This window comes from Streptococcus halichoeri, assembly GCF_019774635.1.
GTDB classification, from domain to species: Bacteria; Bacillota; Bacilli; order Lactobacillales; family Streptococcaceae; genus Streptococcus; species Streptococcus halichoeri.
Map to the genome: position 1 here is coordinate 265300 of NZ_CP081502.1, position 14833 is coordinate 280132.

At 41.3% G+C, this 14833-nt stretch carries 25 protein-coding genes; all 25 read right to left on the reverse strand.

The genetic code is table 11. The features are described 5' to 3' along the window. Positions 1 to 4: 4 nt before the first annotated feature. The 25 genes from infA to K5J94_RS01450 all read right to left on the reverse strand — a co-directional run bounded on the left by infA (position 5) and on the right by K5J94_RS01450 (position 14278). Complete coding sequence (gene infA / locus K5J94_RS01330; protein ID WP_001040189.1) at positions 5 to 223, reverse strand: translation initiation factor IF-1; 219 nt, start codon at positions 221 to 223, stop codon at positions 5 to 7. Positions 224 to 339: 116 nt separating this feature from the next. Next, positions 340 to 978 (reverse strand): adenylate kinase, encoded by a 639-nt coding sequence (locus K5J94_RS01335; protein WP_159564887.1) that lies wholly within the window; start codon positions 976 to 978, stop codon positions 340 to 342. A 129-nt stretch (positions 979 to 1107) separates the two neighbouring features. Beyond that, positions 1108 to 2412 carry a preprotein translocase subunit SecY gene (gene secY / locus K5J94_RS01340; protein ID WP_159545934.1) on the reverse strand — a complete coding sequence of 435 codons (1305 nt, stop codon included), beginning with the start codon at positions 2410 to 2412 and terminating at the stop codon, positions 1108 to 1110. Between the two features lie 16 nt (positions 2413 to 2428). Then, on the reverse strand, positions 2429 to 2869 hold the full coding sequence (gene rplO / locus K5J94_RS01345) for a 50S ribosomal protein L15 (protein ID WP_159545920.1): 441 nt from the start codon (positions 2867 to 2869) through the stop codon (positions 2429 to 2431). A gap of 219 nt (positions 2870 to 3088) precedes the next feature. Beyond that, a complete protein-coding gene (gene rpmD / locus K5J94_RS01350; protein ID WP_159549485.1) occupies positions 3089 to 3271 on the reverse strand; it encodes a 50S ribosomal protein L30 in 183 nt (60 codons plus the stop codon). Positions 3272 to 3285: 14 nt separating this feature from the next. Continuing rightward, entirely contained in the window at positions 3286 to 3780 is a 495-nt protein-coding gene (rpsE, locus tag K5J94_RS01355) for a 30S ribosomal protein S5 (RefSeq protein ID WP_159545918.1), read from the reverse strand. Positions 3781 to 3798: 18 nt separating this feature from the next. After that, the gene (gene rplR, locus K5J94_RS01360) at positions 3799 to 4155 is read right to left on the reverse strand and encodes a 50S ribosomal protein L18 (protein WP_002987751.1); all 357 of its coding nucleotides are present in this window, start codon (positions 4153 to 4155) and stop codon (positions 3799 to 3801) included. Between the two features lie 89 nt (positions 4156 to 4244). Next, positions 4245 to 4781: a 50S ribosomal protein L6 gene (rplF, locus tag K5J94_RS01365; RefSeq protein WP_159549482.1), complete on the reverse strand. Its 537-nt coding sequence runs from the start codon at positions 4779 to 4781 to the stop codon at positions 4245 to 4247. Positions 4782 to 5114: 333 nt separating this feature from the next. Continuing rightward, positions 5115 to 5513 (reverse strand): 30S ribosomal protein S8, encoded by a 399-nt coding sequence (rpsH, locus tag K5J94_RS01370; RefSeq protein WP_159545914.1) that lies wholly within the window; start codon positions 5511 to 5513, stop codon positions 5115 to 5117. Between the two features lie 209 nt (positions 5514 to 5722). Continuing rightward, positions 5723 to 5908: a type Z 30S ribosomal protein S14 gene (locus K5J94_RS01375; protein WP_018367194.1), complete on the reverse strand. Its 186-nt coding sequence runs from the start codon at positions 5906 to 5908 to the stop codon at positions 5723 to 5725. Positions 5909 to 5923: 15 nt separating this feature from the next. Continuing rightward, positions 5924 to 6466: a 50S ribosomal protein L5 gene (gene rplE / locus K5J94_RS01380; RefSeq protein ID WP_159545912.1), complete on the reverse strand. Its 543-nt coding sequence runs from the start codon at positions 6464 to 6466 to the stop codon at positions 5924 to 5926. 24 nt (positions 6467 to 6490) lie between these two features. Continuing rightward, positions 6491 to 6796, reverse strand: coding sequence for a 50S ribosomal protein L24 (rplX, locus tag K5J94_RS01385; protein WP_159545910.1), 306 nt, complete (start codon positions 6794 to 6796; stop codon positions 6491 to 6493). A gap of 80 nt (positions 6797 to 6876) precedes the next feature. Next, positions 6877 to 7245 carry a 50S ribosomal protein L14 gene (gene rplN / locus K5J94_RS01390; protein WP_159545908.1) on the reverse strand — a complete coding sequence of 123 codons (369 nt, stop codon included), beginning with the start codon at positions 7243 to 7245 and terminating at the stop codon, positions 6877 to 6879. A 24-nt stretch (positions 7246 to 7269) separates the two neighbouring features. Then, the gene (gene rpsQ / locus K5J94_RS01395; protein WP_159545906.1) at positions 7270 to 7530 is read right to left on the reverse strand and encodes a 30S ribosomal protein S17; all 261 of its coding nucleotides are present in this window, start codon (positions 7528 to 7530) and stop codon (positions 7270 to 7272) included. Between the two features lie 27 nt (positions 7531 to 7557). Continuing rightward, complete coding sequence (rpmC, locus tag K5J94_RS01400; RefSeq protein WP_003046054.1) at positions 7558 to 7764, reverse strand: 50S ribosomal protein L29; 207 nt, start codon at positions 7762 to 7764, stop codon at positions 7558 to 7560. A gap of 9 nt (positions 7765 to 7773) precedes the next feature. Next, positions 7774 to 8187: a 50S ribosomal protein L16 gene (gene rplP / locus K5J94_RS01405; protein WP_159545904.1), complete on the reverse strand. Its 414-nt coding sequence runs from the start codon at positions 8185 to 8187 to the stop codon at positions 7774 to 7776. Between the two features lie 3 nt (positions 8188 to 8190). Then, positions 8191 to 8844: a 30S ribosomal protein S3 gene (gene rpsC / locus K5J94_RS01410; RefSeq protein WP_159545902.1), complete on the reverse strand. Its 654-nt coding sequence runs from the start codon at positions 8842 to 8844 to the stop codon at positions 8191 to 8193. A 12-nt stretch (positions 8845 to 8856) separates the two neighbouring features. Then, positions 8857 to 9201 (reverse strand): 50S ribosomal protein L22, encoded by a 345-nt coding sequence (rplV, locus tag K5J94_RS01415; protein WP_012657637.1) that lies wholly within the window; start codon positions 9199 to 9201, stop codon positions 8857 to 8859. Between the two features lie 15 nt (positions 9202 to 9216). Then, positions 9217 to 9495 carry a 30S ribosomal protein S19 gene (rpsS, locus tag K5J94_RS01420; protein WP_000533765.1) on the reverse strand — a complete coding sequence of 93 codons (279 nt, stop codon included), beginning with the start codon at positions 9493 to 9495 and terminating at the stop codon, positions 9217 to 9219. A gap of 259 nt (positions 9496 to 9754) precedes the next feature. Next, positions 9755 to 10588, reverse strand: coding sequence for a 50S ribosomal protein L2 (rplB, locus tag K5J94_RS01425; protein ID WP_159549476.1), 834 nt, complete (start codon positions 10586 to 10588; stop codon positions 9755 to 9757). A gap of 17 nt (positions 10589 to 10605) precedes the next feature. Next, complete coding sequence (locus tag K5J94_RS01430) at positions 10606 to 10902, reverse strand: 50S ribosomal protein L23 (protein WP_159545898.1); 297 nt, start codon at positions 10900 to 10902, stop codon at positions 10606 to 10608. Next, positions 10902 to 11525 carry a 50S ribosomal protein L4 gene (gene rplD, locus K5J94_RS01435; protein WP_159549473.1) on the reverse strand — a complete coding sequence of 208 codons (624 nt, stop codon included), beginning with the start codon at positions 11523 to 11525 and terminating at the stop codon, positions 10902 to 10904. Before rplD ends, K5J94_RS01430 begins: the two co-directional genes overlap by 1 nt. A gap of 23 nt (positions 11526 to 11548) precedes the next feature. After that, complete coding sequence (gene rplC / locus K5J94_RS01440; RefSeq protein WP_159545894.1) at positions 11549 to 12175, reverse strand: 50S ribosomal protein L3; 627 nt, start codon at positions 12173 to 12175, stop codon at positions 11549 to 11551. Between the two features lie 224 nt (positions 12176 to 12399). Then, positions 12400 to 12708 (reverse strand): 30S ribosomal protein S10, encoded by a 309-nt coding sequence (gene rpsJ / locus K5J94_RS01445; protein ID WP_003046044.1) that lies wholly within the window; start codon positions 12706 to 12708, stop codon positions 12400 to 12402. Between the two features lie 250 nt (positions 12709 to 12958). Further along, positions 12959 to 14278, reverse strand: coding sequence for an MATE family efflux transporter (locus tag K5J94_RS01450; protein WP_221913253.1), 1320 nt, complete (start codon positions 14276 to 14278; stop codon positions 12959 to 12961). Between the last annotated feature and the right edge of the window lie 555 nt (positions 14279 to 14833).

Sequence of the window (14833 nt, forward strand, 5' to 3'; positions counted from 1 at the left end):
TCGATTATTTAAAGCGGTATGTGATTCGTCCACGGGTTAAATCGTATGGGCTCATTTCAACTGTCACACGGTCACCGACTAAAATACGAATGTAATTTTTGCGGATTTTCCCTGAAACAGTTGCAAGAATCTGGTGTCCGTTTTCCAATTCAACTGTAAACATTGCATTAGGCATTGTTTCGACAACCTTGCCTTCAATTTCAATCACGTCTTCTTTTGCCACGCAAAAGTACCCCCTAAATTTCGATTTGATGTCCTCTGAGCACAGAGGTAACAATTATAAGTCAGACTAGCCTATTATATCACTTGAGTATGACTTTAGCAAGTTATTTCCCTGAATTATTTCAGGTCAGTCAGCACCTGCTCAATGTCAGCAAACACGGCTGAAATTTCCTGATTTCCTTGAATATCATGTACCATTCCAGCTTCACGGTAGTGGTCAATAATGGGTTGCCCTTGGGCAATATTGACGTCTAGACGACGTTTAACCGTTTCTGGTTTATCATCTTCACGTTGGTAGTAATCTTCTTCTTTATAGTTTGCTGGTGGGTTAAAGACTTTGTGGAATGTTTCACCGGTTTTTTTGTTGATGATCCGGCCACTCAATCGCTCAACTAGAGAAGCTGGATCAACATCAATATTAATGACACCATCTAGCTTTAAGTTAAGTTCTGCTAAGGTAGTATCTAGGGCATGTGCTTGATCAATTGTCCGTGGATAACCATCTAGTAGGAAGCCTTTTTCTGCTACATCAGCTTGGCCCAAGCGTTCTTTAACAATGCCATTTGTTACCTCATCTGGTACCAGTTCTCCCTTATCAATGTATGACTTGGCAAGAAGCCCCATTTCGGTTTGATTAGCCATAGCTGCGCGGAACATATCGCCTGTTGAAATGTGAATTAGTCCAAATTCTTCAACAATTTTAGCAGCCTGTGTTCCTTTGCCAGCACCCGGCAAGCCCATAATTAAAAGATTCATGTCATTCTCCTTGTTTGACAAAATTGTTATCAAAATGAATGGAATTCATTTTGTTTTTAAGTGATGATGCTTACAATTAGTATCATCACTTAAAAACAAAATAGAAGGTTGACACTGTCAACCTGTATTCTATTTCGCTGTATTCATAAACCCAACATATTGACGCTTAAGAAGGTAACCTTCTAGTTGTTTCATGCCTTCGATTCCTGTGGCAATCAAGATTAGTAAACTTGTCCCACCTAAAGCAACCCCTGAAGAGAGATTCAAAGCTTGCTGCGCAGCGATTGGCGCAAGCGAGATAAAGGCTAAGAAAATCGAACCCACGGTTGCCAATTTTTTAAGCAATGATGACATAAATTCTTCTGTTTCGCGGCCTGGTCTAACGCTTGGAATGTAAGAGCCATTCTTTTGGAGATTTTCTGCTGTTTTTTCTGGATTAACCTGTACAAAGGTATAGAAAAATGAGAACAAGATAATCAACAAGGCATAAATCATCATACCAAGTGGCGACTGATAGTTGAGAATTTCTTGGAGTTTGGTTAACCAAGGAACATCTCGACCGTTTTGGAAGAAGGGAATCAAGGTACTTGGAATTGTCGTAATTGAGCTAGCAAAGATAACGGGAATAACGCCAGCTGGATTGACCTTCAATGGCAAGTATGAACTTGTTGGTGCCCCTTGCATCAATTTTGTGTATTGAATTGGAATTTTGTATTCTGCTTGTTGAACAAATGTTGTAAAGAAGACAACTGCTAATACAGCTACAATAATAATACCAACCATAATGTAGGAATGGAGGTGTTGATCTGCTTTTACATTAACAAAGTAATCTTCGTGGATTGTCGCAATGGCGTTTGGAATGGAGGAAATGATACCTGCAAAGATAATCATTGACACCCCGTTACCAAATCCCTTGTCTGTAATTTGATCGCCAAGCCAAGTAACAATTACGCTACCTGTTGTCAGCAAAGCACCGATTAATAAATAAGTCTTCACATCGGGTGTTTTCACAAGAGCAACACTAGAAATGGTGTTAAAACCAGCAGTGATACCAATTGATTGGATGAAGGCTAAGACAAGTGAAATATAACGCGTAGCTTGGTTTAACTTTCGTCGACCAACTTCGCCTTGCTTGCCCCATTCAACAAATTTTGGCAAAATGTCCATTTGCAACAGTTGAACAACAATGGATGCTGTAATGTACGGACTTACCCCCATTGAAAAGACAGAGAAATTGCGCATTGCATTCCCGCTGACCAAGTTCAACATATTTAGAAAAGGAAGTTCACTCAACTGCTCTAAGCTCTTGGCGTTGACCCCAGGAACGGTAATATGTGTTCCGATGCGGAATACTAGAATGATAAAGATGGTGAAGAAAATTTTATTTCTGACATTCTTTACCTTCAAAGCATTGATTAATATTTTTAAGAACATCATGAGTTACCCCTCATTAGATGACTTCAATTGAACCACCTTTGGCAGTAATGGCTGCTTCTGCAGATTTTGAAAATTTCGCTGCTTTTACAGTCAATTTTTTGGTCAATTCGCCATTTCCAAGAATTTTAACGCCTGATTTTTCAGCACGAACAAGGCCAATTTCTTTAAGCATAACTGGCGTCACTTCTGTACCATCTTCAAAGACGTTTAATTGATCAAGATTAACCAAAGCATATTCTTTAGCATTGATATTAGTAAATCCACGTTTTGGCATCCGACGGAACAATGGTGTTTGTCCACCTTCAAAGCCTAAACGTACACCGCCGCCGCTACGCGCTTTTTGACCTTTTTGTCCGCGGCCAGATGTTTTACCATTACCTGAAGAAGTTCCACGTCCAACACGATTACGTACTTTACGTGAACCTTCAGCTGCTTTTAATTCATGAAGTTTCATTTTTTCTCCTTTTTTGTAAAATGCTAGCGCCCCTATGAGGGGAAAGGACTCCTCATAGAAACTCGCCTATACAGATAAAATGACCATTAAGTCGCCAAGTTGACACTTGCGACTTAACCATCTTATTATAGCACTACGATTTGTACCCCCTAGTAAGCGGCACACTTAGCAGCGCTGTTACGAATGTGTTTTCTAAAGAAACACAGTTAATGTTTTAGCTTATTTAACGTCTTCAACAGTGACCAAATGAGAGATAGCTGTTACCATACCACGGATAGCAGAGTTATCTTCTTTGATGACTGAAGAATTTAATTTACCAAGTCCAAGAGCAACAACTGTTTTACGTTGTTCTGGCTTACGTCCGATTGGAGACTTAGTCAAAGTGATTTTAATTTGAGCCATTTCAATCCCCTTTCTTATGCTAAGTCAGAAACTGAGATGCCACGAAGAGCAGCAACTTCTTCTGCGCGTTTAAGTTGTTTTAATCCTTCAACAGTCGCACGAACAATGTTGATTGGAGTGTTTGAACCAAGAGATTTTGAAGTAATATCAGCCACACCTGCCAATTCGATGACGGCACGCACTGCTCCACCAGCAGAAACTCCAGAACCTTCAACAGCTGGTTTCAACAAGACTTTTGCCCCACCAAAGTTTGAATAAACTTCATGAGGGATTGTTGTGCCAACCATTGGGACTTCAATCATATTCTTTTTAGCAGCTTCAACTGCTTTACGAATAGCTTCTGGTACTTCTTGAGCTTTACCAGTACCAAAACCAACGCGGCCCTTACCATCACCAACAACTACAAGAGCTGCAAAACGTAGACGGCGTCCACCTTTAACAACTTTTGTAACGCGGTTAATTGCAACAACGCGTTCTTCTAGTTCAACTGCATTATCTTTAAATGCCATTATTATGTGTCCTCCCTATTAGAATTTCAATCCGTTTTCACGAGCTGCATCAGCTAAAGCTTTTACACGTCCGTGATAGAGATATCCACCGCGGTCAAACACCACTTCAGAAATACCTTTAGCCACTGCACGTTCAGCAACAAGTTTGCCGACTACAACGGCTTGTTCAGTTTTAGTTCCTTTGGAAACGTCTTTATCAAGAGTTGATGCACTTGCGAGCGTTACACCCGCTACGTCATCAATTACTTGAGCGTAGATGCCTGTATTAGAACGGAAAACGTTCAAACGTGGGCGATCAGCAGTCCCAGAGAGTTTACCGCGCACACGACGATGGCGTTTTTGGCGGATTTTATTTTTATCTGGTTTCGAAATCACAATTTTCACCTCTTATATTATAGAATATGTCTTTTTGACATGTTAGTAGTTGCCCAATCAAAGCAAGCCCTGCTCTGACTAGGCTTCTATTATTTACCTGTTTTACCTTCTTTAAGGCGTACAAATTCACCAACGTAGCGAATCCCTTTACCTTTATATGGTTCTGGTGAACGCAGGCTACGAACGTAAGCAGCTGTTTGACCAACGACTTCTTTGTTGATACCAAGAACGTTGATAGTTGTTGGTGTTGGCACTTCAAACGTGATGCCTTCTGGAGCTTCTACCTCATCTTGGTGAGATTTACCAACAGAAAGGACAAGTTTTGAGCCTTGAAGTTGTGCACGGTAACCAACCCCACGCATTTCAAGAGCTTTTTTGAAACCTTCAGAAACACCAACAACCATGTTATTCAAGTTAGCACGTGTTGTCCCATGGATCGTTTTCATTTCTTTTGAGTCATTTGGACGTGAAAGAGTGATTTCATTTCCTTCAACTTTGATTTCAATATTTTTGTTAAACTCACGAGTGAGTTCGCCTTTAGGGCCTTTAACAGTAACAAGGTTGTTGTTATTTGTTAATTCAACACCGGCAGGCATTGTAATAACTTTATTACCAATACGTGACATGTTTATTTTTCTCCTGTTAGATTATCAAGCCGCATGCGCGACTAGTTTTCACGGGGTGAACTAAGATACTAAGGGCAAAAAGGCATAGTGAAAATAGAAAACTTTACGATGAAACCAAGGTTTCTAGAAAAAGTTTATCTTTTTCACACAGACTTTAGCCCGTGTTCAATTAGTTCAATATGTTTGGAATTAGAAACCGTCAATTCAATCTGCAATCGAATTGAACTCGAGCTATGGTCTTTGTGAAAAAGATAAATCTTCCTAGAGTGTAAACACTCTGCGTCAGATTTCCTATTTTCACTTAGCCCATGACGCTCTTAGTATCTTTTTAAATTACCAAACGTATGCGATCACTTCCCCGCCAACATTTTTTTGGCGCGCTTCTTTGTCGGTCAAAAGTCCTTCAGAAGTTGAAATGATAGCTGTTCCAAGGCCGTTAAGCACTTTAGGAACATCCTCACGTTTTGTGTAAACACGAAGACCAGGTTTAGAAATGCGTTTGACGTTAGTGATAACGCGTTCACCGTTTTGACCATATTTAAGGAAAACACGGATGATACCTTGTTTGTCATCTTCGATAACTTCAACGTTTTTGATGTAACCTTCACGTTTAAGGATCTCAGCGATTCCTTTTTTAATATTTGAAGCAGGTGCTTCTAACACTTCATGTTTTGCTTGGTTAGCATTACGAATGCGTGTTAAAAAGTCTGCAATTGGGTCAGTCATAACCATTTGTTTTTTTCTCCTTTTACTAGCAGTTTGATTGAATCACTTGCTAGTTACTATTGCCCGACTGGGCAGGTTGTTCAACCGAGCCAATGAGCTTAGTTGAACACGAGCTTTGGGCTTTGATGAAAAAAGATAGATCCTCCTAGAACGCAAGCGCTCCTGGTTAGATTTTCTATTTTCACTTTGTCCGCTAGGCTCTTTGTATCATTTTCTTACCAAGACGCTTTAACAACACCTGGAATTTGACCTTTATAAGCCAACTCACGGAAGCAAACACGGCAAAGTTTGAATTTGCGGTAAACAGAATGTGGACGTCCACATTTTTCACAGCGTGTGTATGCTTGCGTAGAGAATTTCGCAGGACGTTTGTTTTTAGCAATCATCGATTTTTTAGCCAATTTCGTTACCCCCTATTATTTTGCAAAAGGCATTCCAAGACCTTTAAGCAATTCACGTGATTCTTCGTCAGTATTTGCAGTAGTGACGATTACAATATCAAGACCACGTACTTTATCAACATCATCGAAGTTGATTTCTGGGAAGATAAGTTGCTCTTTCACACCAAGTGTGTAGTTCCCACGGCCATCAAATGATTTTGTTGGCACACCATGGAAGTCACGAACACGAGGAAGTGAAACGCTAACTAATTTGTCTAGGAATTCGTACATACGGTTGCCACGAAGGGTTACTTTCGCACCGATCGCAACACCTTCACGAAGACGGAAGCCAGCGATTGATTTCTTAGCTTTAGTAATAAGTGGTTTTTGTCCTGAGATAAGTGCTAATTCAGCAGCAGCTTTTTCAAGGTTTTTTGCATTTGAAACAGCATCACCAACACCCATGTTAAGAACGATTTTCTCAACTTTTGGCACTGCCATTACTGAAGTATAGTTAAATTTCTCTGTCAACGCAGGAATTACTTCGTTAGTATATTTTTCTTTTAAACGATTTGCCATTTATGCTTCTCCTTTCCTTCGTGATTAATCAAGCACTTCGCCTGATTTTTTGCTGTAACGAACTTTTTTGCCGTCTACAACTTTATAACCAACACGGCCAGCTACACCATTTTTATCAAGAACTTGAACGTTTGATACATGGATTGGAGCTTCTTTTTCCACGATAGCACCTTGTGGGTTTTCAGCATTTGGTTTTTGGTGTTTTTTGATCATGCCAACACCTTCAACAACAACTTTATTTACTTTTGGAAGAGCCTTAAGAACTACAGCTTCAACGCCTTTGTCCTTACCAGCAATAACGCGAACTTTGTCGCCTTTTTTTACAAACATGTGGTATTTTTCTCCTATTAATTTCTTACGCCCTGAGGGCACCCTAGGGAGTTTCCTAGGGGACTTTTAGTTTGTGTTGATTAAAGTACTTCTGGTGCTAAAGAAACGATCTTCATGAAGCCACCTTCACGCAATTCACGTGCAACTGGGCCAAAGATACGTGTCCCGCGAGGAGTTTTGTCATCACGGATGATGACTGCAGCATTTTCGTCAAATTTGATGTATGATCCGTCTGCTCGACGTGCACCAGACTTGGTACGAACAATAACAGCTTTCACGACATCGCCTTTTTTAACTGCTCCACCAGGAGTAGCTTGTTTTACAGAAGCAACAATGATGTCGCCGATGTTAGCGAATTTACGTCCTGAACCACCAAGAACTTTGATAGTCAAGATCTCACGAGCACCGCTATTATCAGCAACTTTCAAGCGAGTTTCTTGTTGAATCATTTCAATTTTCTCCTTTTAGTTTGATTAGATAATAACAGCTTTTTCCACAACTTCTACAAGACGAAAACGCTTTGTAGCTGAAAGTGGGCGTGTTTCCATGATACGTACAATGTCGCCTTCTTTAGCAATGTTGTTTTCATCATGGGCTTTGTATTTTTTAGAATAGTTGATACGTTTACCATAGACTGGGTGGTTACGTTTGGTTTCAACTATAACAGTGATTGTTTTATCCATCTTGTCAGACACGACGCGTCCGTAAAGAGTTTTACGTTGATTACGTTCCATAATTAGAATTTCTCCTTTCCCAATCTATTATTTCATTTCAGATTGCACGGTTTTAACACGGGCAATTTGCTTTTTCACTTCGTTCAAACGAGCAGTTTGATCTAATTGACCGGCTGCAGCTTGAAAACGAAGGTCGAAAAGTTCTTTTTTAAGTTCGTTTTCTTTTTTTGCAAGCTCTTCTTGAGACAAGCCACGAAGCTCAGCAACAAACTTTTTGATTTCTTCAAGTTTCATGTCTTCTCCTTATTCTGCGTCACGTTTCACGAATTTTGTTTTCACTGGTAATTTGTGGCTAGCAAGACGCAAAGCTTCGCGGGCAACTTCTTCAGAAACCCCAGCGATTTCAAACATTACTTTGCCACGCTTCACTGGTGCTACCCAACCTTCAGGTGCCCCTTTACCAGAACCCATACGTACACCGATAGCTTTAGCAGTGTAAGATTTGTGTGGGAAGATTTTGATCCAAACTTTACCACCACGTTTCATGTAACGCGTCATTGCGATACGGGCAGCTTCGATTTGGCGGTTTGTAATCCAGTGGCTAGTTGTCGCTTGAAGTCCATATTCACCGAATGCAACTTCTTTGCCGCCTTTAGCCTCACCGCGCATTTTTCCACGGAATTCGCGACGGTGTTTAACACGTTTAGGTACTAACATTTGTTATTTGCCTCCTTTAGTGTTTTTACGAGCTGGAAGAACTTCTCCACGATAAATCCAAACTTTAACACCAAGTTTACCGTATGTTGTGTCTGCTTCTTCCCATGCGTAATCGATGTCCGCGCGAAGGGTGTGAAGTGGAACAGTTCCTTCTGAATAGCCTTCAGCACGGGCAATATCTGCACCGTTCAAACGACCTGATACTTGGGTTTTGATTCCTTTAGCACCGGCACGCATTGTCCGTTGGATAGCTTGTTTTTGAGCACGACGGAAAGCCACACGTTGCTCAAGTTGACGAGCAATGTTTTCACCAACAAGGTGTGCATCAAGGTCTGGTGACTTGATTTCGATGATATTGATGTGTACTTGTTTTCCAGTTAATTTGTTAAGTTGAGCACGAAGGATGTCAACATTTGCGCCACCTTTACCGATAACCATTCCTGGTTTAGCAGTATGAAGCGACACAATCACTTTGTTTACTGCGCGTTCGATTTCAATAGTTGAAACAGATGCGTCAGCTAATTCTTTATTGATGAATTTACGGATTGCAAGATCTTCATGAAGGTAATCCGCGTATTCTTTTTCAGCATACCATTTCGCATCCCAGTCACGGATGATTCCGACACGCATACCAATTGGATGTACTTTTTGACCCACGATTTTACCTCCTTATTTTTCTGCTACAACTACTGTAACGTGAGTTGTGCGTTTGTTGATTGGTGAAGCTGAACCTTTCGCACGTGGACGGAAACGTTTCATAGTTGGTCCTTCGTTTGCGAATGTTTCAGAGACGACCAAATTAGCTTTTTCCAAACCAAAGTTGTTTTCTGCGTTAGCAATTGCTGAGTTAAGAGTTTTCTCAATAACACGAGCAGCTTTGTTTGGCGTGAATTTCAAGATTGCGATTGCATCAGCAACTTTCTTACCACGGATAAGATCAAGTACTAAACGTGTTTTACGAGGTGAAACACGCACTGTACGAGCCATTGCTTTAGCTGAAGTAATTTCTGCCATTGTGTCCTCCTCCTATTAACGACGTGTTTTCTTGTCGTCAGCTGCGTGACCTTTGTAGGTACGTGTTGGTGCAAATTCACCAAGCTTGTGACCTACCATGTCTTCTTGGATGTAAACAGGTACATGCTTACGTCCATCATAAACTGCGATTGTATATCCGATGAAACTTGGGAAAATCGTTGAACGACGTGACCAAGTTTTGATTACTTTTTTCTTTTCGTCATTGGCTTGAGCTTCAACTTTTTTCATCAAATGCTCATCGACGAAAGGTCCTTTTTTAAGACTACGTCCCATTTTGTAGTGTTCTCCTTTAAATGTATGTACCACAGCGGCTTGAGAATGAGGGTAAAACGCTTGTCCTTTTTGTTCCTTATCTTGCCTTGCAGAGTTGATTTGATGCTTTCATATCAGTCAGCAATTGCATCAAACTGGCATTTCAAACAAACTAACAGACAATAAGTTAAACCATTATGAAACTCTACCGAGTTGGCGGAAATAGATAGCAGAGCTATGCTAACGTTCACCTAGCAAGTTTTAAGCAACTTGTGGCAGATTATTTGTCGTTACGACGACGAATAATAAGTTTGTTAGATTTCGCTTTTTTATTACGAGTTTTAAGACCAAGCGCTGGTTTACCCCATGGAGTTGATGGCGCTTTACGTCCAACTGGTGCTTTACCTTCACCACCACCGTGTGGGTGATCGTTAGGGTTCATTACAGAACCGCGGACTGTAGGGCGAACGCCTTTCCAACGGTTACGTCCAGCTTTACCAATGTTGACAAGGGATTGTTGCTCATTACCAACAGTACCAACAGTTGCCCGGCAAGTACCAAGAATCATACGAACTTCGCCTGATTGGAGACGAACAAGCACGTATTTACCTTCTTGGCCAAGGACTTGTGCTGAAGCACCGGCTGCACGCACAAGCTCTCCACCTTTTCCAGGTTTTAGCTCAATGTTGTGAACAACGGTACCAACAGGGATGTTGACTAGTGGCAAAGCATTACCAATTTTGATGTCAGCATCTGGTCCAGAAACGATGCGTTGGCCAACTTCAAGTCCCTTAGGAGCAATGATGTAAGCCTTAACACCGTCAGTATAGTGTACTAAGGCGATGTTTGCCGTACGATTTGGATCATATTCGATGGTTTTAACAACAGCTTCGACACCGTCTTTATTGCGTTTAAAATCAATCAAACGGTAGTGACGCTTGTGTCCACCGCCTTGGTGACGAACAGTGATGCGACCGTTATTATTACGACCTGCTTTGTTTTTAAGCGAAACAAGCAATGATTTCTCAGGAGTGCTTGTAGTGATTTCTGCAAAATCCAAAGAAGTCATGTTACGACGGCCATTTGTCGTTGGTTTATAAACTTTAATACCCACGTTATTTCCTCCTTAGATTATTCAGCTTCTGCTGCAAACAACTCAATAGCTTTTGAATCAGCCGTAAGTGTTACAATAGCTTTTTTCGTTTTTGAAGTGAACCCTGTATAACGACCAACGCGTTTTGCTTTTGGCTTAACAGTAACAGTGTTCACGCTTGCAACTTTCACACCTTCAAACGCAGCTTCGATAGCTTGTTTGATTAGTAGTTTGTGCGCACGTGTATCCACTTCAAATGTGTATTTCCCTTCTTCAAGAGCATACATTGATTTTTCAGTGATTACTGGCTTTTTGATTACGTCGTACAAATTCATTATGCAAGAACCTCCTCAATTGTAGAGATTGCTTCTTTCGTTACAAGAAGTTTGTCTGCGTTCACGATATCAAGTACACTTGCAGTTGTTGCTGTTGCAACTTTAACATTTGGAAGGTTACGCGCTGATAAAGCTGCAAATTCATTTCCTTCTTCAATGAGTACAAGTACTTTTGAATCAATGCTAAGTGCTGAAAGCACTTTTGCAAATTCAGCAGTTTTTGGTGCTGCAAAAGAAAGGCTTTCGACAGCTACAAATTTATCTTCAGCAACTTTTGCTGAATAAACTGATTTCAAAGCAAGGCGACGAACTTTTTGTGGAAGTTTGTATCCGTATGAACGTGGAGTTGGTCCAAAGACCACACCACCACCACGCCATTGTGGTGAGCGGATAGAACCTTGACGTGCACGTCCAGTTCCTTTTTGACGCCATGGTTTACGACCACCACCAGATACTGCCGAACGGTTTTTAACCGCATGTGTACCTTGACGAAGGCTAGCGCGTTGGCTAATTACAACATCAAAAACAACTGATTCGTTTGGTTCAATACCAAAGATAGCATCGTTTAATTCAACTGAGCTAACTTCTTTACCAGTTTGGTCAAATAGTTTAACGTTTGCCATTTTAACTGTTTTCTCCTTTCTTATTATTTAGCAGCTTTAACTGCTGATTTGATAGTGATAAGAGATTTCTTAGCACCTGGTACGTTACCTTTGATAAGGATAACATTTTTTTCTGGAACAACTTGGACAATTTCAAGATTTTGAATGGTTACGCGGTTACCACCCATACGGCCTGCCAAATGTTTGTTTTTGAAAACACGGTTAGGCGCAACAGGTCCCATAGAACCTGGACGACGATGGTAGCGTGAACCGTGAGCCATTGGACCACGTGATTGACCATGGCGTTTGATAACACCTTGGAAACCTTTACCTTTTGAAGTACCAGTTACATCAACAACATCGCCGGCTGCAAAAGTTTCAACTGTAATTTCTGATCCTACTTCTAAGCCTTCAATGTTTTTGAATTCACGAATGAAGCGCTTAGGAGCTGTGTTAGCTTTTGCTACATGGCCTTTGGCAGGTTTGTTACTCAATACTTCACGTTTGTCATCAAAACCAACTTGGACTGCTTCGTAACCGTCTGTTTCGACAGTTTTAACCTGAAGCACAACGTTTGGTGTTGCTTCAATGACAGTAACAGGGATAAATTCACCAGATTCAGTGAAGATTTGAGTCATTCCCACTTTTTTCCCTAAGATTCCTTTTGTCATGAGAAAATATTTCCTTTTCCTTATATATTTCAAAAAGTTTTTAATGAGCGTTTTTCATGCTCAAAAAAGTTTTTTACGAGCGTTTTTTGTGCTCAAATCAAGATGCTCGAGGCATCAAACTCAAACTGAAAATAGAAAATCCGAAGATTTAGCTTTTTCACAAAAAGTTTAGCCTGTGTTCAATTAGGATTAAACACGCGCTTGCCTCGGCCGTATCCAGCTAATTAAAGCTTGATTTCAACGTTTACACCACTTGGAAGATCCAATTTCATAAGAGCGTCAACTGTCTTTTGAGTTGGGTTCACAATGTCAATAAGACGTTTGTGTGTACGCATTTCAAATTGTTCGCGAGAATCTTTGTATTTGTGAGTCGCACGAATAATAGTGTAAAGACTACGTTCTGTTGGAAGTGGAACTGGACCAGCTACAGTAGCACCTGTACGTGTTGCAGTTTCAACGATTTTTTCGGCCGCTGTGTCAAGTGTACGGTGTTCGTACGCTTTCAAACGGATACGGATTTTTTTGTTTGCCATCTTTTCTCCTCTCGTCTATTTACGATAATAGGCTAGCTCCTCGAGAAAACCAACAGCCCTTGCGTGGCAATGCAACCGAGCGTGTCGCAACCTCTCGTATCATAGCTAAAAGCTGCTTTTAACAGCACCATAATATAATATCAGAAAAATAAACCCAATGCAAGGGTTTATTCGCTTTTTTTAGTTGTCTATTTGGAAAAACTCTCTAAAAGGCAGTTGGCACTTAGAGCTCTCTTAACACTCCCTTTTGCTAAGCCTCACTATTTAGTTCATCGACTTCGTCTTTTTTCTTTTTTGCTAATTGCTTCGCGTAAAGGCGCAACAAGAAGAACCAGCGAAAGGCGTTGTCTAAGCCAGTTGCTATCCAGATCCCCGCGTAGCCAATTCCAACCGAAACAGTGAGAAAGTAACCACCGAGAATCCGTATCAGCCACATCCCGATGGTCGTGGCGTAAAAGGGCAGGCGCGCATTGCCTAGGCCCTGCCATAATGCTGTGTAAACCAGTGTTCCTGCCGTACAAGGTGCAAAGAGTAAGGAATAGCCTAAAACCGTTAGGCTAGCTCCCTTAGCCAGGCTGTCGCTAGTGAACTGACTAGAGAGACTATCACCAAATAAGAAAACCAGTCCACTTATCACTAGCATCATTCCTAGGCTCAGCCAATAGGAGTCCCGTACTAGCTTCTTGACGCGCTCTGGATGACCCTGACCGACTTCTTCAGAGACAAAGAGTAGCGTTGCGGTCGCCACAGCAAGGCCTGGCATGTAATTGAACTGTGAAATGCTCTCGCCAATGGCATTTCCTGCTACGACTTTTGTCCCTAATCGGACAAGAATCGTGAGAATCATCAAATCGCCAAGCCGCATCATCAGGCGTTCGCCGGCTGCCGGCAAAGCAATTGCCATTACTTCTGCCATTTTGTGACCTGGGCTTTTAAAGCGAAGTTGACCAAGGGGTAACTGCCGAACTAAGAGCAAAACACCCAGAAAGCGCGCTATAACCGTCGCAAAGGCAACACCTGTTAGTCCCCAACCAAGGACAAATAAAGCCAACAGTGATAATCCGGCATTTAAGATATTGGTGATTAAGCTAACTTCCATTGGCAATCTGGGAAAGCCCAGCGCTCGTACAATCCCTCCTAAGACGGTTAGTAGCCCCAGGCTCACCACCAAGCCACCAACAATAGCTAAATAGCTAGCCCCTGTTTGAGCTACCAGTGGCTCAGCTCCCAATAAATGTAACAAAGGGTAGCCAAAGAAAAAACTCAAAAGCCCTAAAATGAAAGACAGCAGCAAGCTTAAAAGGAGTGCATTTGCTATGTACGCTTGTTGCTTACTATAATCTGATTCCCCTTTAGCCTTAGCGACAAGACTGGTGGCGGCTGCGCCGATGGCAATAAAGATGGCCTGGTAGATAGCTAAAAGGTTATTAGCCATGGCCACCCCCGAAACAGCAACTAAGGAGATTTTAGCAATTAAATAACTATCCACTAACCCCATCAGCATTTGGAGAATATTTTCCACCATTGCTGGCAAGGCTACTGTTAACAACTTTCTTCTATTATTTGGCATATTCTATGTTCCTAATGATACCCTGCCAACTTAATTACTTAAAACCAAGCTAGATGGATTGACTGACTGCGACCTATTTTTACTGTTTACCCGTCTATAGCTGCCGCAACCATTAAAGACAGGTCCTCCCCCATCACCAAACCAAGAGGGAAAAAGCTTAGCCAAGCAGCAGCGCTCGTCATTTGACTAACCATATAAGCTTTTGTTTATACTAGCCAGAAGCTTAAAGGCACTCAGTCAGCTAACCACCCTAACAAGGTGCGTGTTTTTTGTAGGGTGATTGATGCCTGATAACATCCACCTCAAAAAGCAATCATTTCATTTTCTACAGGATATTCTTTTCTTATTTCTACTGTCATCATATCTAAAAAGGCGGGGCATTTCAACCAGGAACACAATGCTTAGCTACCTGATCTGCACCAAAAATCTGCCAATTAGTGTGCCTTACTAGATCTAAGGAGATTGACTGACCAGCTTTTTTCTTCCTTTAAAATCACAAGAATAAAGAGAGCAAAAAAAGAGACAACGAACGAAAAAAGCTCTGTAACATCTATC